The organism is Paraburkholderia sediminicola (assembly GCF_046026675.1).
GTDB classification, from domain to species: domain Bacteria; phylum Pseudomonadota; class Gammaproteobacteria; order Burkholderiales; family Burkholderiaceae; genus Paraburkholderia; species Paraburkholderia sediminicola_F.
The window spans coordinates 3,038,206-3,055,966 of sequence record NZ_JAQQEY010000001.1 but is presented as its reverse complement, the minus strand read 5'-3'; the positions used below and the strand labels follow the sequence as shown (position 1 = coordinate 3,055,966).

Sequence of the window (17,761 nt, the reverse complement as noted above, 5' to 3'; positions counted from 1 at the left end):
CGGCTCCGCTTCAGCGCAGTCGGCGGGACCGGCTACGTCCTCACATCGAAGAAGGAACGTGTATGGCCATCAAGCAAACCGGCGATATTGCGCCTCAGCGCCTATCGGCCGATCAACTCTCGTGCGAGTTCTCCGATATCGCACCGTTGCTCGACGCGAGTGCCGCGGCCGCAGCAGCGAGCCGCTGTCACTACTGTTACGACGCGCCGTGCGTGAACGCGTGCCCGACGCAGATCGACATTCCCAGTTTCATTCGCAAGATCAGCAACGGCAATCTGAAAGGCGCGGCCGTCGACATTCTGTCGGCGAATCCGCTGGGCGGCATGTGCTCGCGCGTTTGCCCGACCGAGATTCTTTGCGAGGGTGCCTGCGTGCGCAACCATCAGGATGCGAAGCCGGTGGCGATCGGCGCGCTTCAACGTCATGCGACCGATTGGGCGATGGCGCGCGGCGAGGTGCTGTTCAAACGCGCAGCCGAAACCGGTCGGCATGTCGCGGTGGTTGGTGCGGGACCGGCCGGACTTGCGTGTGCGCATCGGCTTGCATTGGCCGGCCATAACGTGACGATCTATGACGCCCACGACAAAGCAGGCGGCCTGAACGAGTACGGTATCGCTGCCTATAAAACCGTCGATGATTTTGCGCAGCGCGAAGTGGCGTGGTTGTGCTCGATCGGCGGCATCGAGATAAAAAATGGCGTCGCGCTTGGACGTGACGTGGCGCTCGACGCGCTGCGCAAACAGCATGATGCGGTCTTCCTCGCGATCGGTCTCACGGGCGTGCGCGCATTGGCGATGGAAGGCGAGGACCTGAGCGGCGTGATGAACGCAGTCGATTTCATCGAACAGGTGCGCACAGCGAGCGACTTCGGCACAGTGCCGGTGGGGCGGCGCGTTGTTGTGATCGGCGGTGGCAATACGGCAGTGGATGCCGCCGTGCAAAGCCACAAGCTCGGCGCGACCTCGGTGACGATGGTGTATCGGCGCGGCGTCGAGTCGATGAGCGCGACGTGGGCCGAGCGCGATTTCGCGCAGACCAGCGGCGTCACGCTCGTCACGCATGCAAAACCGATGCGTTTGATCGGAGAGAGCGGCGTGGTGACGGGTGTCGAATTCGAGCGCACGTTAGGCGATGGCAGTCAGGAGCGCTTCGTGGTCGAAGCCGACATGGTGCTCAAGGCAATCGGGCAGACGCTGGTGCCGGTCGGTATCGAGCGCGAACTGTTGACGCTGGACGGCAGTCGTATCGCGGTCGATGCAGACGGGCAAACCTCGTTGCCAGGCGTATGGGCCGGTGGCGATTGCGCGGCGACGGGAGGGGTCGATCTGACGGTGCAAGCAGTGCAGGACGGCAAGATTGCCGCCGCCGCGATTGACGCCCAGTTCGCCCGCACGGCAGTCAAAGCTGCGTAAGACCGCACAAAGCCGCTTAAGCCAAGCATCACACCAAGATAAAACAGCAGTCCCCAAGGAGCCGAACATGGCCGATCTCCGCTGTACGATTGCCGGCATTACATCGCCGAATCCTTTCTGGCTCGCTTCCGCGCCGCCGACCGACAAAGCCTATAACGTGAACCGCGCGTTCGAAGCGGGCTGGGGCGGGGTCGTGTGGAAGACACTGGGCCTCGACCCGCATGTGGTGAACGTCAGCTCACGCTACGGCGCGGTGCAATGGAATGGGCAGCGCATCGCGGGCCTGAACAACATCGAACTGATCACCGATCGTCCGCTCGACGTCAACCTTAAGGAAATCGCGCAGGTCAAACGCGACTGGCCGGATCGCGCGATGATCGTCTCGCTGATGGTGCCGTGCAACGAACGCGACTGGAAGTGGATTTTACCGCTCGTCGAAGACACCGGCGCCGATGCGGTGGAATTGAATTTCGGCTGTCCGCACGGCATGAGTGAGCGCGGCATGGGCGCGGCAGTGGGCCAGGTGCCCGAGTACATCGAGATGGTCACGCGCTGGGTCAAGGAAGGCTCGAAGCTGCCTTGCCTCGTCAAGCTCACGCCGAATATCAGCGACATCCGCCTCGGTTCGCGTGCGGCCTATAAAGGCGGTGCGGACGGCGTGTCTCTGATTAACACGATCAACTCGATCGTCGCGGTCGATCTCGACGCGATGTCGCCGTTGCCGATGGTCGACGGCAAAGGCACGCACGGCGGCTATTGCGGTCCGGCGGTGAAGCCGATCGCGCTGAATATGGTGGCCGAAATTGCGCGCGACGTCGAAACGCCGAATCTGCCGATCTCCGGCATCGGCGGTATTTCGACATGGCGCGATGCGGCCGAATTCATGGTGCTCGGTGCGGGCAGCGTGCAGGTCTGTACAGCGGCGATGCACTATGGATTCCGCATCGTCTCCGATCTCGCCGACGGCCTCTCGAACTGGATGGACGAAAAAGGCTACGCGACGCTCGACGACATTCGCGGCCGCGCCGTACCTAACGTCACCGACTGGAAGTACCTGAACCTCAAATACGACATCAAGGCGCGCATCGATCAGGACAAATGCATCCAGTGCGGCCTCTGCCATATCGCGTGCGAGGACACCGCTCACCAGGCGATCATGAAAGAAAAAGATGGCGTCCGGCATTTTGAAGTGATGGACTCCGAATGTGTCGGCTGCAATCTGTGCATGCATGTGTGCCCGGTCGAGCAGTGCATCACGATGGAGCGCGTGGACAGTGGCGAATACGCGAACTGGACCACGCATCCGAACAACCCTGCACGGGTGGATGCCGGCGAAAGCGGCACGTTGGACGCGGCTGAAACTGCCGAGCATGCCCATGCCCACGCAGCAAAAGCAGCCTGAAATGCGAGCGTCCTGTAGGAAAAGAAACGAAGCGAGGCGCTTGTGCTGAACCTGTAATTTTCCCTCAAGGCCTGACGCGCCATCAGAAGCCGCACGGGCCGCAACGATCAGTGGAGATCTTTCGATGAAGCAGACAGTGCAACCACCCGTCGATCCGCAGTTTGCGGCCGGCGCGCAGGGCAGCAGTCTTTATAACGACGACCTTGCGCCGACCGGCGTCGCACAGCGCACGTGGCGGTGGTATCACTTCGCCGCGCTGTGGGTGGGGATGGTGATGAACATCGCGTCGTACATGCTCGCGGCCGGTTTGACGGAGGAGGGCATGTCGCCGTGGCAGGCGGTGGCAACGGTATTGCTCGGCAATCTGATCGTGCTGGTGCCGATGCTGCTGATCGGGCATGCGGGCGCGAAGCACGGCATTCCGTATGCAGTGCTGGTGCGTTCCTCCTTCGGCACGCAGGGTGCGAAATTGCCGGCGATGCTGCGGGCGATCGTCGCGTGTGGCTGGTACGGCATTCAGACATGGCTTGGCGGCAGCGCGATCTACACGCTGCTGAACATTCTCACCGGCAACGCGCTGCACGGCGCGGCCTTGCCGTTCCTCGACATTTCGCTCACGCAGCTCGCGTGTTTCCTCGTGTTCTGGGCGCTGCAGATATATTTCATTGTGCATGGCACCGATTCGATTCGCTGGCTCGAAAGCTGGTCCGCGCCGATCAAGATCGTGATGTGTATTGCGCTGGTGTGGTGGGCCACCTCGAAGGCGGGCGGTCTCGGCTCGATGTTGTCGGCGCCGTCGCAGTTCGTGCCGGGCGGCAAGAAAGAAGGGATGTTCTGGGTGACTTTCTGGCCCGGCCTCACGGCGATGGTGGGCTTCTGGGCGACGCTCGCGCTCAACATCCCCGACTTCACACGCTTTGCCAAAACGCAGCGTGACCAGATCATCGGCCAGTCGATCGGTTTGCCGGTGCCGATGGCCTTGCTTTCGGTGATCTCCGTGGTGGTGACGTCGGCGACCGTGGTGATCTACGGCAAGGCGATCTGGGATCCGATCGATCTGACGAGCCGCATGACCGGCATCGGCGTCGGCCTTGCACTGATCATCCTGACGCTCGATACGATGTGCTGCAATCTGGCGGCGAATCTCGTCGGGCCGGCCTATGACTTTTCGAGCCTGTGGCCGAAGGGTATTTCGTATCGCGTCGGCGGCATGATTACCGCGACCATCGCCATTGTGATGATGCCGTGGAAAATTCTCGCCACCACGCAAGGCTATATCTTCACATGGCTGGTCGGCTACTCGGCTTTGCTCGGTCCGGTAGCGGGTATTCTGATGGTCGACTACTTCCTGATTCGCGGCACACGGCTGGACCCGCGCGAACTGTTCGACGAGCATGGCGAGTACAGCTACACCGGCGGCTGGAATATCGGCGCGGTGGTGGCGCTCGTAATCGGCGTGCTGCCGAATCTGCCAGGCTTTTTGCATACCGCGTTTCCGGCATCGTTCCCGAATGTGCCGGCGATCTTCAACACGCTCTATACGTATGCGTGGTTTGTCGGACTCGCGTTGGCGTCGATCGTATACAGCGCGTGGATGAAGCTGAGCAAAGGAACGAGTGCGCGCGTGGCGAGTGCCTGAGTGAGTCCATCAGCCACGCACGAAGTAAATGAAGTACGTAGCACCGAAACCAGCAGTTCATAAGGAGGCGGCACCATGACGACCCTGATTCGCGGCGGCACGATTATCGACGCGGAGAACACGTATCGTGCGGACGTGTTGTGTGCGGACCCGCAGGACGGCGGCACGATCCTGCAGATCGGAGCAGACCTGGAGGCGCCGGCCGGCGCCACGATCGTCGATGCGGGCGGGCAGTATGTGATGCCCGGCGGCATCGATCCGCATACGCATATGGAATTGCCGTTCATGGGCACCACGGCCAGCGACGATTTCTACACCGGTACGGCCGCGGGTCTATCCGGCGGCACGACCAGCATCATCGACTTCGTGATTCCGAGCCCGAAGCAATCGCTGATGGAGGCCTTCAAGGAATGGCGCGGCTGGGCTGAAAAGGCTTCGGCGGACTATGGTTTTCACGTTGCGGTGACGTGGTGGGACGATTCGGTCTATCGCGACATGGGCACGCTGGTGCATGAACACGGTGTATCGAGTTTCAAGCATTTCATGGCCTACAAGAACGCGATCATGGCCGACGACGAAGTGCTGGTGAACAGCTTTTCGCGCTCGCTCGAACTCGGCGCGCTGCCCACCGTGCATGCGGAAAACGGCGAACTGGTGTTTCAGCTGCAGCGTCAGTTGCTTGCCAAGGGATTTACGGGACCGGAGGCGCATCCGTTGTCGCGACCGCCTGAAGTGGAGGGCGAGGCCGCCAATCGGGCGATTCGGATTGCACAGGTGCTAGGCGTACCGGTGTATATCGTCCACGTGTCCTCGAAAGATGCGGTGGACGCGATCGCGCGTGCCCGCAGCGAAGGTCTTCGGGTGTTCGGTGAAGTGTTGCCGGGTCATCTGGTGATTGACGAAGCGGTGTATCGCGATCCCGACTGGACCCGCGCGGCGGCGCACGTGATGAGCCCGCCGTTCCGTTCCGCGGAGCATCGCGAAGCATTGTGGCGGGGGTTGCAAGCGGGCCAGCTGCACACCACCGCGACCGATCACTGCGTGTTCTGCGCGTCGCAGAAGGCGATGGGCCGGGAGGACTTTACGAAGATCCCGAACGGCTGCGGTGGCGTCGAAGATCGTATGGCCGTGCTCTGGCATCACGGCGTGAATTCGGGGCGTCTCACGCCGAATGAATTCGTGCGCATCACCTCGACGAACGCCGCGCAGATTTTCAACCTGTATCCGCGTAAAGGCGCGGTCCAGGTGGGTGCCGATGCCGACCTGGTCGTGTGGGATCCGCAGGCAAGTAAGACGATTTCGGTGAAGACACATCACCAGAAGGTCGACTTCAACGTGTTCGAAGGCATGACGGTGCAGGGCGTGGCGATGCACACGCTCACGCGCGGCGCGCTGGCATGGACCAATGGCGAACTGCGGGCGGTGCGCGGCGCAGGGCGTTATCTGAAGCGCCCGCCGAATCCGGCTTATTTCGACGCGATCCGGGTGGCCAACAAGCGCAAGGAGCCGCATCCGGTGGAACGGTAAGCCGTTTGCAAACTGACGGGCGGCCTCGCAACGCCGCCCGTACCGACTATTTTTCAACGCCGCGCGTTCGCCGCGGCGATACCCCTCCCGCGTTTTCCCCGATGGCGCCCGGCACATGTTCCGTGGTGCGATGCATGCCGCGCCTCCCATATCTGCTGTAGAGTCGAATTCGATGCTGTATGAGCCACCTTGGCTGTCCGCTTAGCACGCAAGCGCATATTGATCGGAAACCTGATCCTTTGTAAAAACGCAAACCGTTTGCTACAGTCCGCCCACTCTGCCGGGTCTGACCGCCGGCGGGATGCCGCACACAAAACCATGCAACTGACGTAGCAAACTTTACGGAGCCACCAGATGAAGTCGATTCGTTCCATTCTGCTGATCGCGCTGCTGCAAGCGTTGGCCCTGAGCCCGGCATTCGCTGCTGACGAGCTCGCGCAGATCAAGTCCGCGGGCGTGTTCAAGATCGGCACCGAAGGTACCTACGCACCGTTCACGTACCACGATGAGTCCGGCAAGCTGACCGGTTTCGACGTTGAGATCGGCACGCAGATCGCGCAGCGCCTGGGCGTCAAGCCGCAATTCGTCGAGGGCAAATGGGACGGCCTGATCGCCGGTCTCGATGTGAACCGCTACGACGCGGTGATCAACGAAGTCGCTGTCACCGACGCACGCAAAGCGAAATACGATTTCTCGGACCCGTACATCACCTCGCACGCGGCGCTGATCGTGCGTTCGGACAACACCACGATCAAGACGTTTGACGACCTGAAGGGCAAGAAATCGGCCAATACGTTGACCAGCAACTTCGGCAAGATCGCGGCTGCACACGGCGCTGAGGTGATTCCTGTGCAGGGCTTCAACGAATCTGTCGACCTGCTGACCTCGGGCCGCGTCGATGCGACCGTCAACGATTCGCTGTCGTTCCTCGACTTCAAGAAGCACAAGCCGGATGCGAAGGTGAAGATCGCCGCGCTCGATACGTCGGCTGATAGCAGCGACAAGTCCGCGGTGCTGATCCGCAAGGGCAGCCCGGAATTGCAGGCGGCCATCAACAAGGCGCTCGCTGACATCAAGAAAGACGGCACTTACGCGAAGATTTCGCAGAAGTACTTCGGTAAAGACGTCTCCCAATAAGCGTCATCTGCGAGTCTGAATCATGCCGGCATGGTTGCATCTGATGGCGCAGTCGCTGTGGCCCCTGCTGTATGCGGGGCTCGTCTTTACCGTGCCGCTCACGCTGGCATCGTTCGCGATCGGAATCGTGCTCGCGTTTATCGTCGCGTTGGTCCGCTTATTCGGGCCGAGATGGGCGATCGCGTGTGTACGTTTCTATGTGTGGCTGTTCCGCGGCTCGCCGTTGCTCGTGCAACTGTTCGTAATTTTCTACGGATTACCGAACGTGGGCATTGTGCTCGATCCGTTGACGGCGGCGATTATCGGATTTTCGCTGAATGTCGGCGCGTATAACTCGGAAGTGATACGCGGCGTGATCGAGTCGATCCCGAAGGGCCAGTGGGAAGCGGCGTATTCGATGGGTATGACGCGTGAACAGGCGCTGCGCCGCGCGATCTTGCCGCAGGCGGCGCGCGTCGCGCTGCCGCCCCTGTCGAACTCGTTCATTGCGTTGGTGAAGGACACGTCGCTTGCCGCGGTGCTGACGGTACCTGAGGTATTTCAGGCGGCGCAGCGGATCGCGTCAGTGACGTATGAACCGTTGATTCTCTACACAGAGGCGGCGCTGGTTTATCTTGTGTTCAGTTCGGTATTGTCGTCGGCGCAAGTACGGCTCGAGCGCAAGTTCGGGCGTCACGCACTTTTCCATGCGGGCAACTGATGATTCGACTGGAAAAAATCGACAAGTACTTCGGCGAGAATCGGGTGTTGAACTCGGTGGATCTGCAACTCGCCTCGGGCAACGTCACCGCGCTAATTGGCCCATCCGGCAGCGGCAAGAGTACGCTGCTTCGCTGTGTGAATCTGCTAGAAATTCCGGAAGCGGGATCACTTCAAGTTGGCGACCAGCGCCTCGAATTCAGCCGCGACCACAAGCCCCCGCGCGAGGAGGTCCTGACGATCCGCCGCCGCACCGGGATGGTATTCCAGAATTTCCAGTTGTTTCCGCACTTGACGGTACGACAGAACGTCATGGAAGGCTTGCTGACGGTACAGAAGTGGGACAAGGAAAAAGCGCGCGTACGTGCGGACGAATTGCTGGAGAAAGTCGGCATCGCACAAAAAGCGGACGCATGGCCTTCGACACTTTCCGGCGGCCAACAGCAGCGCGTGGCAATAGCGCGGGCGTTAGCTCCGTCGCCGGAGGTGCTGTTGTGCGACGAGCCCACTTCGGCACTGGATCCCGGACTGGCTGCGGAGGTAGTGGACGTACTCAAGCAGCTTGCTACGGAAGGCATGACGATGTTGATGGCGACGCATGATTTGCGTCTGGCCGCGACGATTGCGCGAGACGTGGTGTTTCTGAACAACGGCGTAGTGGTCGAGGCGGGTCCATCGCGAGACATTTTCATGAATCCGCGCGAACCGGAAACAGAGCGCTTCGTATCGACGCTGACGCATAGCTTGCCGGACGCATGGACAGAGCGGGGCTGACCGGAGCGAGGGAAGGGCGGCAACAAAAGCCTGTATATCGATCTCCAGCAGCGCAGAAAAAAGAGGGGCGCCAAAGCGCCCCTCAATAAAAATGTACAACGGTCCCAAACGTAGCCCACTGGTTTTCTAGCAGACTCTTCCGACGAGCACGCAGTGCGAGTCGGGAAGTATGACACCCTTGTCACAAGCGCCGGCAGGTGCACGACCCCAGATTCCAGATGCACCACTACCCGTAGCAGACCACGGCGCCCACTTTGCATTAGCGGTTTGAGCCGCTTTCTTTTGCCTACTTTTCTTTGCGGCATGCAAAGAAAAGTAGGTGCCGCCCCGCACAGGGGCGACGCTAATAGACCACTAGCAATTCAAGGAAAGGCACCAAAGCCAGATCAAGGAAAAAAACCTCAAACCGCCACACGCTCCGCGTCATCCCTCAACGCGACCTCAAAAAACCGCCCTTGGGCATCAGCCCCACACCGTTCATAAGCCCGATTAACCCCACTAATAACAGCCCGAATAGAAGCAGTCACCAGATTGGCATCGATGCCAACCCCAAACGCACTCCCAGCCACATCAGCCCCAGCCATTTCAGCGACAGCAACAGCCCGCGCATCCGCGCCTTGAGTCAGCGCCCGCTCCTCATAGTGCTGGATCCGTACCGGCACCCCCATAGCATGCATCAACGCATCAAGCGGCCCATTCCCTTCACCGCTCAACACGCGCCGCGAGCCATTAATGTCGACAGTGAGCTTAATATGCTCCCGATCGCCACGCTCGGACAGACTATGTCCAACATAATGAATCGGCTCAGCACTATGCACATACTCCTGCTGGAACAATTCCCAGATCTGTGAGGGCGTCACTTCCTGCCCGCTATCATCGGTATAGCGTTGCACGGCCGAGCTGAAATCGACCTGCAAGCGGCGCGGCAAGACAACCCCATAACCCTGCTCGAGCAAATAAGCAATCCCACCCTTGCCTGACTGGCTATTCACCCGAATCACCGAGTCATAAGTCCGCCCAAGATCGCCAGGATCGATCGGCATATAAGGCACTTCCCAGACCGCGTCCGGTTTCTGCACGGCAAAACCCTTCTTGATCGCATCCTGATGCGAGCCGGAGAACGCGGTGAACACCAGATCGCCGACATACGGATGGCGCGGATGCACCGGCAACTGCGTGCATTCCTCAGCAGTCCGCGCGACTTCATTGATATTCGAAAAATCGAGCTCAGGATCGACACCCTGCGTGTACAGATTCAACGCGAGCGTCACGAGATCGACATTGCCGGTACGTTCGCCATTGCCGAACAAGCACCCTTCGACGCGATCCGCTCCGGCCATCACCGCCAGTTCAGCGGCAGCCACGGCCGTGCCGCGATCGTTGTGCGGATGCACTGAAACGATCAACGAATCGCGACGCGCGAGATTCCGATGCATCCATTCGATCTGGTCCGCGTACACATTTGGCGTAGCCATTTCGACGGTAGCGGGCAGGTTGACGATCGCTTTGTGCCCGGGCGTCGGTTGCCAGATATCGAATACGGCATCGCATACTTCCTTGGCGAATTCGAGCTCGGTGCCGCTGAACACTTCCGGGCTGTATTGCAGCGTGAAGTGCGTTTCCGGCGTGGCGTCGGCGAGACGCTTCATCGTACGCGCGGCGTTTTGCGCGAGTTCTTTCACGCCGCTCTTTTCGAGGCCGAACACGATGCGGCGGAATTCCGGCGCGGTGGCGTTGTACAGGTGGACGATGGCGCGCGGCGCGCCACGCAAGGATTCGAAGGTGCGTTCGATCAGGTCGTCGCGGGCTTGCGTCAACACTTCGATGGTGACGTCGTCGGGGATATGTCCGCCTTCGATCAACTCACGCACGAAATTGAAGTCGGTCTGCGAGGCAGACGGAAATGCGACTTCAATTTCCTTGAAGCCGATCTGCACCAGCGTCTTGAACATGCGCATCTTGCGTTGCGCGTTCATCGGCTCGAACAGCGCCTGGTTGCCGTCGCGCAGATCGGTACTCATCCAGATCGGCGCACGCGTGATAACGCGTGACGGCCACTGGCGGTCGGTCAAATTGATGGGCTTGAACGAGTGGTACCTGGTAGCAGGGTTCTTCAACATTTTCATCATCCTTGGGATCGATCAACCTGGGTTGTCGACCGGACGACGAAAAGACAAAGCATGGCCGCCGGTCGGAAACCGGGGCTGGGTCAGTTACTGGGGAATTGAGCGGTGCTTCGGGTGTATCAGATGGAAGCGCGCAGCAGCAGACCTAGCCCGGTAGAGCGGGCTAGTAGTAGCGATAGGATGGTCTGGGCGCGGTACATAGTGCGCAATAGGAACATATTATTGGGATCGCGTCAAGCGCCGGTGCGGCGAAGCGCGCACCGGCCGGCAGGGCTCATCCCGACCGGCGCGCGCTGAAACCCGGGCCGGTCATGTCCGTCACCTGGGTTTCACGAAGCGCAAGGTCATGCGATCCGATTCGCCGATCGCCGCGTACTTCGCCCGATCGACGTCGTGGCCTTCATACGTGGGCGGCAGCGACCACACGCCGTGCGGATAGTTTTTCGTATCGCGCGGGTTGCTGTTCACCTCGCTTTGGCCCGCCAATTCGAAACCTGCGGCGCGCGCGTGTTCGATGACATAGGCTTCGGTGACATAGCCGCTGTCAATGGTCTGTTGCAGCGAAGTGCCCGGCGCCGCGCGATGTTCCTCGACGCCGAGGATGCCGCCCGGCTTAAGTGCTGCGTGAAAGGCGCGCAGATTCGCGTCGATCTGGCCGTCCTTGATCCAGTTGTGGATATTGCGGAAGGTCAGCACCTCGTCAACGCTGCCGTCGGCCGGAAAGCCGCTGAACTGACCCGCTCGCAGCGTGCCGACGACCACATTGCCGTAGATAGCCGGTGTGGCCGCCAGCTTGCGCGCGAATGACGCCCGGCCAGTCTGCTCTTCTGCCGCCGACGCAGCGTCCGGGCTGTCGTATTGCGCTTCGTACAGCTTGCCGTGATCGTGCAGATAGGGCGCGAGTATCTCCGTGTACCAGCCGCCACCGGGTGCGATCTCCAGCACGGTTTGCGACGACGCCACGCCGAAGAACTGCAGCGTTTCCTTCGGATGGCGGTAGACGTCGCGTGCGCGGTTCTTGTCGCTACGCTGCGGCCCCGAAACGGCGGCATCGAGCGAGGCGGAATCAGCCGCCGTGGAAGAAGTCGATGCCGTTGGAGCGGCGCAGGCGGCCAGCAGCAGCGCCGCGCTCAGTGCCACCAGCGCGGAACGCAGCGCGCGGGCCTGGGGAGTGGGGTGGGTGTTCATGGCTGCCATTATCGGACGCGATCCGCCTGGAAAGAAATCGCCAATCCGCATAACGATATGCGCTTGGGGTATTTACTGCGTCCCCGTGGCCCCGTGGCCCCGTGGCCTCGATCAGCGCACGGTGCGCGCCGGCTCTGCCATTTTGCCGTCGGCGGGCAGATTTTGCCGAATCCGAAAGACCAGGTAGCGCGTATAAATGATGTGATCAGCGTCTGCCGCGTGCGCTGGCGCCCTGTACTGGATTCGCGGACGTGATCGCCTTTCATTTCACTTTGCACTTTGCCGGAGGTCGGTATGAAACGAACATCGAGGACGTCGAGGGTAGTGGGGGTTCTGCTGTGCGCGGTCGCTTGCAGCGTCGCCACGTGGGCTGGCGCACAGGGCCTGAGCGTGCAGGACGACATCAACGCGCCGCAAAACAGTACGCGCGTGATGCCGAACGCGGCGCGTGGCAGCGAATATCCGACGCACGGCAACCAGCAGGCGGGCGAGTTGAATCTGAATCCGGCCGATCCGCGCGCACAACTGGTCAATGGGTTGCCGAACAACACTCAGTCGGGTGGTTACGGTTCGCCGCTCGCCGGTGTGCGCACTTACGTGCAGCCGCAAATGCCGTCGAACTGAGCGTTCGCGCGGGCGACAATCGGTCGTGCTGCATCGCGCGCTGGCAGCAGCGCATCCCGGCACGCACAGTAGTGTTTCTGTTTTGGAGCCGGACTCGGACCCGGATTCGGATTCAGGCTCCAGTTCCAGTTCCAGCCCCGGCCCCGGCCCCGGCCCCGGCTCCGGCGTGCCCCTCCCTGTCCGGCGACCGGATCGCCGGCTGCAAGTCCGCCTCAGATACCGAACACAATCCGCAAGGTATCGTTCTGCACGATCACCGAGACGCCAATTACCAGCAGGATCAGTGGCAGCAAAGCGGTGCCGTAGCGCCGGATCGGCGCGCCCAGCAACGGATGCTCCACTAGCCACACCGCGCCTGCGCACCACAGGCCGATCATGACGACGAACACCAATGAGATGAACATACCCTCACTATGCGAATGGCTCGCGTACAAGGGGACGTAGACGGCGAGATTGTCCGAGCCGTTTGCGACCGCCACACACGCGACTGTCCACCATGACGAGCCTGCGCCAGCCGTAGCCGGCGTGGCTGATGAACGCGTGCGCGCCGTGGTCTGCGCCTCTTGCACCTGACCCGCGGTGCCGGGGCGAAAGCGCGCCCATGCTTTGCTCAGGCCCACGCCGATCGGCAAAATACCGAGCAGACCGACGTAGCCGGCAGGTAGGCGTGTCAACAGTGCGGCGAGCAGAATCGACCCCAGGATCAAGGCAAGCGAACCGGCAAACTGCCCGGCGATCACGTGCCGACGCTGGCCGCCCGTTTCCGCAAGGAAGGCGAGCAGCACGAAAAGGTTGTCGATATTAGTCGCGGCGTAAGCCGCGACGGCGAGCAGGGCAAGGCTGAACATGCTGGAAAGCCGGTCAATGCGCAGTGGGAAACGGATCCGCACCCATCAAGCGGGTACGGCTGAAGAGGCGGCGGCGCGCCGCAGGTATGGCGACCGGTCAACACGATGCCGATGCAAGGCGCCGCGGTCAAGCCGTCTCTTTGTCTTGTGCGATGTGCGGATCGGCACGTCCTTCGCGGTGCCGCGTCGCTGCCTCTGTCCTTCTCCCTGTGCCGTCCCCGTGGGCGGCGGCGGTGCCGATCAGTCAGCCCGTAAGCTACAATTGCCGACGGCTTGCAAAACGGAACATCAATGAAAGTTCGGATTCTCTCTATCGCCTGCGTCACGACTGCTGCAGCGCTGCTGGCGGCCTGCACGGCCGTCTACAAGAACTCGGATGCATGCGAGCAGTTGATGCGAAGCAAGCTGGCTGAAACGTCGTCGCCGGATACGCTGAAGATCGCTCATACGGGCACCGCTATCGACGGCTCGCGGGTGGTCGTCGAAGGATCGATCGAGCATGTGATGACGGCTTCGGAGGTTGCGGCCGCCTCGGCGGCATCCGCGGCGGCTTCCGCCGCGAAACTGGCGAATGCGCCTCGTGCGGCTTCGGGCGTGCGCGCCGCGTCCGCGGTGTCCGTGGCACAGGGGGCTTCCTCGGCTTCGGCCGCTGCGGCTGTCTCAGACGTTACGGCTGGCGCGGCTTCAGGAGCAATGGCCGCTTCGGCGAGCATCGCTGCCTCGGGGGTTGACGCAGCTTCGCTTAAATCGGCCAAGCCGAAGAAGATCAATACGGCAGCGGCCGCCGAGTGCACGTTCCACGGCTCCGCGCTGAGCGTATTCAGCTGGTTGGCGCCGGCAAAGCTCGCCACGCCGGCCCCTGCTGCTGCGAGCGAAGTCGCCGAGTAAAGGCTTGCTCGCAACGGGCGCCGGCAGCTTTCGCTAGCGCCTGCTCAACCGCAAACCACAAACCGCGAGTCACAAACCTCAAGCCGCCCCGTCCGCGAGGCGGCTTTTGTTTTCGCGCATCAGTTTCAGCACGCTTTCGCCGAACGCCCGCGGCCGCCCTTCGAAGCAACGTTGCACTGCCTGCGTATCGATCAGGCATTGGCGCAGCGCCGCGCGCTCGTCGTGCTGGTGGATCATGCGCACGGCCGCAGCGACATACGTCTCGACGCTGTCCGTGGTGGTCCACGAGGGCATGCCCACGCGCTCGAACAGCGCGCCATCGATCCGCTCGAACACTTCCGGCCCGCGTTTGCACACACCTGGCAAGCCGAACGTCAATGCATCGACGATACCGTTGGTGTTGCCGAACGGAAACGGGCTCAGGAATAGATCGGACTGGTTGACGCGCGCCAGATATGCGGCGTAGTCGTGAAAGTCGTGCACGACAGCGCCCGGCACCGCACGCACGATGGCGTCGCGCAGCCGGTCAAACGGCAGACCCGACGGCACGCCGGTCATGAAGTGAAACTCAACGGACGTCACCGTGCGCGCGCCGATCTCGCGGCACGCGTCGAGAAATCCGGGATTGAGTTTCATCGCGCTGGCGGTGATGACGATCTGCAGCGTCTCGCGCCGCGGAGGAATCTGCGCGACGATGTCCGGCAACGCGACGGACGGGCGGTACGGTTGCCCGTCTTTTGGCAGCTTCATCAGACGTTCGCTGAAGCAGGCCGGGTCGCCGACATAATCTTCCTCGACGCTGATGTAGTCGATCTTGTCTGAATGCGTGGTGGCGGGATGGCCAAGCGCCGCGATCTGCAACGGCGCGATGCGTAGATTGGACATGAACACCGTTAGCACGAACATGCCGACGCTCGGCATGTACAACACGTCCGGCTGCTCGGCCTCGGCGAAGTCGCGAATCGTTTTTAGGCATTCACCGACGTAGTCAGGCTGCTCTAGTTCGATGAAGCGGTCGAAGATGTCCCGCCCGACCTCGTCGACGGCATAGCCGAAGCCGAAACCCACCACCTCGAAATGTTCGCGAGCGGCTTCGAGGGTGCGCGAGTGCGTGCGGTAGATCGAATGGGCGCCGCTGAACCACTCCAGCACCACCACCATCAGCGGCTTCTTGCCGCGCCGCGGTTTGCCTCTGGCAGGCGTGCGCTTTGGCGCGGGCAGGTCGGTCAGGCCAAGTTGTTCCAGCTTGCGACGCACCAGCACATTGATGTCCTGCTTGATCGCATGCCGCCGCGGCGTATCGGCATAGCTGCAGAACATATAGGCGTTGTGCAGCACGGCCGATGGCAGATCGTCGAGATCGTCGATGAGTTCCAGCTTGCCGGGCAGCCACGCCAGCAGCGCCTCGCGCTTGATATGCGCGCTTGGCGAGCCGTTGAAGACCGGTGCCAGCAGAGCGAGGGCGAGACAGGCCGCGATAGTTTTGTCGTACGCCCAGAGCGCGGCGAAGTCGAGTTCCAGTTCGGATTCGGTCGAATAGAGCACGCAAAGCTTCTCGATGAAGCTGTCTCCCGGCAGAAACTGCGTGTCCGCCGCGCCGCGAGGATTCAGATGACGGATGACGTGGTCCGCGTTGCCAAACGCTGTGGCCGAGAACAGCGTGCCGATCCATTCATGCAGCGTGAAAAACAATCTGACGCACGCGGTGGGCGGCCGGAAATCCTCGTCGGCGAACAACGTAGACGCCGCGCTTGTCAGACGTGTGCAGAAACGCTGGCGCTGCTCATTGGGAGACAGGTCGATCATTCCCGATGCTTTGAAGCTCGCGTTCAACTCGCCGCGTGTTTGCTGGAGGAGTGCGAGTGCCGCGATGAGCTGAAGCGAGGCCTGCGTATGCTGCCGCGTGTAGACGAGTTGTTCGAAATCGTCGAGCGAAAAGGTGACTTCCATCGTTTCACTATTATTGGAGTATGCAGAGCTAACGATATCGAGGAGACGCTAGCCGGAAACGACGATTATTGCTGTCAGGGCGTATCAAATAAGCGGGGGATGAGAATTTGGGAATTTTCCGCGCAGGTAAATCCGATTGGCCTGTAGGATTTTTCTGTTTGACGCGGGAGCTTGGCGCTCGATACGCCAAGTCTGCCGGGGCACTTAGTCGAATCCGCCCAACGCGGTTGTCTGTGCGAGGTGGGTCCCGACATCGAGCACTCAGAACGCGTAATACGGACCCGGCCCGGCCGACGTCTCGCTCGAGGCGATCGCCGTATAGACGCGTCGTCCGAAGAAGAAGGGCAGGCCCCAGCCGAAGCTGTTGCTGGCAATGCCGGCCAGGTTGTCGAAGGCGTTATTCGACGAGCCAAACAGTGCGCTCGAATTACCGATCGAAAATGACACCGTGCTCGACACGCCATCCGTGCCGGAGATCGAGGCGCTCGCTGTTTGCGTGGAACTCGGGCAGTACCAGTAACCGCATCGGGGCAATTGGCTATTGTTGAAGAACAGGCCGTTCGAGCCACTGTCGAGGTAGCTCTGCCCGTAAGTCTGGCCGGCGCTGGTCGTGCGCACATAGCCCGTCTGCGTGTTGGCCCTGAAGATGGTTGCACCGCCCAGCGTGTTATTCGCCTGAGTGCCGATGCCGAATATCAAGGAGCCTGACACACTGAGCGCCCCCGCGTCGGTGATTGCCGGCAGGTCGATCACTACGCCGTTGTTGTCGAGCGCGAAGCGGCTGACTGGATTGGTCACCTGCCTGGCGAGCGCTTGCGTGCCCGCGAGGCAGGCGCCGCTGGCGTCGCAGCTGTAATACCAGCGAGGTAGCGCCGAATTGACGCAGCCACTGCCGCAATCGGCCGAGAACAGGCCGACGCCGAGAATGCCGTTGGCGCGCAGGCTTGCGACGGTCAGCATCGCGGGGCCGGAGCCTGCGCAATCGGTGGGCACGTTGGGCAGCGCGGGGTCGGCGATTAGCTGAATTGAAATGGAGGCGGCGAGTTGGCCGGCCATGCGCACGTCCGCGCCGCGCACCACGCCCCACGCATAACCTCCGCCGAATACCGCGCACTCGCCCGTGACGCCGCTGCCCGAGGCCACGGCAGCCAGCGCAAGGCTGGCCGGCAGCGCCGAGGCGAGAATCCGCAAGCCCTGCGAGCCGGTGTCGACCTGAATATTGTCGATCGTCGCGCAGTTGCTGGTGCCGGGCTGGCAGACGGTAACGCTAGTGGTCAGCATGTTGCGCGTCAGGCCTGGCGCGGCGCTGACCGTGATCGGCTGGACATTCGGCGTGTTCGACTGCGGCACAGAGTTAGTCACGCTGGCGCCAGCGGTTCCGGACGGCGCGCGCGCGGCGTTCGGACTGCTGGCCGGGCTTGTCGAGCCTGCCTGGGTGGAGGCAGCCGGCGTACTGCTTCCACCGCCGCCACCGCAACCAGCGAGCACGGCGCAAGTCAGGAGCAGGGCGCGGAGACGAGAAGAGGTATTCATGGCGTGGCGGGGGA

General features: G+C 61.7%; 14 protein-coding genes. 9 read left to right on the top strand and 5 right to left on the bottom strand.

Features of this window, described 5'->3' with window-relative positions:
* Positions 1–62 precede the first annotated feature (62 nt).
* The 7 genes from PQQ86_RS13120 to PQQ86_RS13090 all read left to right on the top strand — a co-directional run bounded on the left by PQQ86_RS13120 (position 63) and on the right by PQQ86_RS13090 (position 8,590).
* A complete protein-coding gene (locus PQQ86_RS13120; protein WP_408267312.1) occupies positions 63–1,412 on the top strand; it encodes an NAD(P)-dependent oxidoreductase in 1,350 nt (449 codons plus the stop codon).
* A gap of 67 nt (positions 1,413–1,479) precedes the next feature.
* Positions 1,480–2,814, top strand: a complete 1,335-nt coding sequence (gene preA, locus PQQ86_RS13115) for an NAD-dependent dihydropyrimidine dehydrogenase subunit PreA (protein WP_408267309.1) — start codon at positions 1,480–1,482, stop codon at positions 2,812–2,814.
* Positions 2,815–2,938: 124 nt separating this feature from the next.
* On the top strand, positions 2,939–4,453 hold the full coding sequence (locus PQQ86_RS13110; RefSeq protein ID WP_408267306.1) for an NCS1 family nucleobase:cation symporter-1: 1,515 nt from the start codon (positions 2,939–2,941) through the stop codon (positions 4,451–4,453).
* A 75-nt stretch (positions 4,454–4,528) separates the two neighbouring features.
* On the top strand, positions 4,529–5,980 hold the full coding sequence (gene hydA / locus PQQ86_RS13105; RefSeq protein ID WP_408267303.1) for a dihydropyrimidinase: 1,452 nt from the start codon (positions 4,529–4,531) through the stop codon (positions 5,978–5,980).
* A gap of 354 nt (positions 5,981–6,334) precedes the next feature.
* Complete coding sequence (locus tag PQQ86_RS13100; protein ID WP_408267300.1) at positions 6,335–7,117, top strand: amino acid ABC transporter substrate-binding protein; 783 nt, start codon at positions 6,335–6,337, stop codon at positions 7,115–7,117.
* A 22-nt stretch (positions 7,118–7,139) separates the two neighbouring features.
* Positions 7,140–7,817, top strand: a complete 678-nt coding sequence (locus PQQ86_RS13095) for an amino acid ABC transporter permease (RefSeq protein WP_154559079.1) — start codon at positions 7,140–7,142, stop codon at positions 7,815–7,817.
* A complete protein-coding gene (locus PQQ86_RS13090) occupies positions 7,817–8,590 on the top strand; it encodes an amino acid ABC transporter ATP-binding protein (protein ID WP_408193898.1) in 774 nt (257 codons plus the stop codon). The genes PQQ86_RS13095 and PQQ86_RS13090 overlap by 1 nt, the downstream gene beginning before the upstream one ends.
* 401 nt (positions 8,591–8,991) lie before the next feature.
* Here PQQ86_RS13090 and leuA read toward each other — a convergent pair whose 3' ends face one another.
* The gene (gene leuA, locus PQQ86_RS13085) at positions 8,992–10,710 is read right to left on the bottom strand and encodes a 2-isopropylmalate synthase (protein ID WP_408267296.1); all 1,719 of its coding nucleotides are present in this window, start codon (positions 10,708–10,710) and stop codon (positions 8,992–8,994) included.
* 324 nt (positions 10,711–11,034) lie between these two features.
* Positions 11,035–11,913 (bottom strand): class I SAM-dependent methyltransferase, encoded by an 879-nt coding sequence (locus PQQ86_RS13080; protein WP_408267293.1) that lies wholly within the window; start codon positions 11,911–11,913, stop codon positions 11,035–11,037.
* Positions 11,914–12,198: 285 nt separating this feature from the next.
* Between PQQ86_RS13080 and PQQ86_RS13075 the strand changes: the two genes are divergently transcribed.
* Positions 12,199–12,528: a hypothetical protein gene (locus PQQ86_RS13075; protein WP_408267290.1), complete on the top strand. Its 330-nt coding sequence runs from the start codon at positions 12,199–12,201 to the stop codon at positions 12,526–12,528.
* A gap of 212 nt (positions 12,529–12,740) precedes the next feature.
* Here the strand turns inward: PQQ86_RS13075 and PQQ86_RS13070 are convergent, their stop codons facing one another.
* The gene (locus PQQ86_RS13070; protein WP_408267287.1) at positions 12,741–13,376 is read right to left on the bottom strand and encodes a cadmium resistance transporter; all 636 of its coding nucleotides are present in this window, start codon (positions 13,374–13,376) and stop codon (positions 12,741–12,743) included.
* A 291-nt stretch (positions 13,377–13,667) separates the two neighbouring features.
* On the opposite strand from PQQ86_RS13070, the gene PQQ86_RS13065 reads away from it, so the two are divergent.
* Entirely contained in the window at positions 13,668–14,264 is a 597-nt protein-coding gene (locus tag PQQ86_RS13065; protein WP_408267284.1) for a hypothetical protein, read from the top strand.
* A 78-nt stretch (positions 14,265–14,342) separates the two neighbouring features.
* On the opposite strand, the gene PQQ86_RS13060 is transcribed toward PQQ86_RS13065, so the two are convergent.
* Both PQQ86_RS13060 and PQQ86_RS13055 read right to left on the bottom strand, forming a co-directional pair.
* The gene (locus PQQ86_RS13060; RefSeq protein ID WP_408267281.1) at positions 14,343–16,214 is read right to left on the bottom strand and encodes a glycosyl transferase family 1; all 1,872 of its coding nucleotides are present in this window, start codon (positions 16,212–16,214) and stop codon (positions 14,343–14,345) included.
* 261 nt (positions 16,215–16,475) lie between these two features.
* Positions 16,476–17,747 carry a DUF3443 domain-containing protein gene (locus tag PQQ86_RS13055; protein WP_408267278.1) on the bottom strand — a complete coding sequence of 424 codons (1,272 nt, stop codon included), beginning with the start codon at positions 17,745–17,747 and terminating at the stop codon, positions 16,476–16,478.
* Between the last annotated feature and the right edge of the window lie 14 nt (positions 17,748–17,761).

What these genes read in the sequence shown, in the direction of transcription:
- PQQ86_RS13080 (WP_408267293.1), bottom strand. Translation starts at nt 11,913, where the DNA reads ATGGCAGCCATGAACACCCACCCCACTCCCCAGGCCCGCGCGCTGCGT.
- PQQ86_RS13060 (WP_408267281.1), bottom strand. Translation starts at nt 16,214, where the DNA reads ATGGAAGTCACCTTTTCGCTCGACGATTTCGAACAACTCGTCTACACG.
- PQQ86_RS13065 (WP_408267284.1), top strand. Translation starts at nt 13,668, where the DNA reads ATGAAAGTTCGGATTCTCTCTATCGCCTGCGTCACGACTGCTGCAGCG.
- hydA (WP_408267303.1), top strand. Translation starts at nt 4,529, where the DNA reads ATGACGACCCTGATTCGCGGCGGCACGATTATCGACGCGGAGAACACG.
- preA (WP_408267309.1), top strand. Translation starts at nt 1,480, where the DNA reads ATGGCCGATCTCCGCTGTACGATTGCCGGCATTACATCGCCGAATCCT.
- PQQ86_RS13100 (WP_408267300.1), top strand. Translation starts at nt 6,335, where the DNA reads ATGAAGTCGATTCGTTCCATTCTGCTGATCGCGCTGCTGCAAGCGTTG.
- PQQ86_RS13110 (WP_408267306.1), top strand. Translation starts at nt 2,939, where the DNA reads ATGAAGCAGACAGTGCAACCACCCGTCGATCCGCAGTTTGCGGCCGGC.
- PQQ86_RS13120 (WP_408267312.1), top strand. Translation starts at nt 63, where the DNA reads ATGGCCATCAAGCAAACCGGCGATATTGCGCCTCAGCGCCTATCGGCC.
- PQQ86_RS13095 (WP_154559079.1), top strand. Translation starts at nt 7,140, where the DNA reads ATGCCGGCATGGTTGCATCTGATGGCGCAGTCGCTGTGGCCCCTGCTG.
- PQQ86_RS13090 (WP_408193898.1), top strand. Translation starts at nt 7,817, where the DNA reads ATGATTCGACTGGAAAAAATCGACAAGTACTTCGGCGAGAATCGGGTG.
- PQQ86_RS13055 (WP_408267278.1), bottom strand. Translation starts at nt 17,747, where the DNA reads ATGAATACCTCTTCTCGTCTCCGCGCCCTGCTCCTGACTTGCGCCGTG.
- PQQ86_RS13075 (WP_408267290.1), top strand. Translation starts at nt 12,199, where the DNA reads ATGAAACGAACATCGAGGACGTCGAGGGTAGTGGGGGTTCTGCTGTGC.
- leuA (WP_408267296.1), bottom strand. Translation starts at nt 10,710, where the DNA reads ATGTTGAAGAACCCTGCTACCAGGTACCACTCGTTCAAGCCCATCAAT.
- PQQ86_RS13070 (WP_408267287.1), bottom strand. Translation starts at nt 13,376, where the DNA reads ATGTTCAGCCTTGCCCTGCTCGCCGTCGCGGCTTACGCCGCGACTAAT.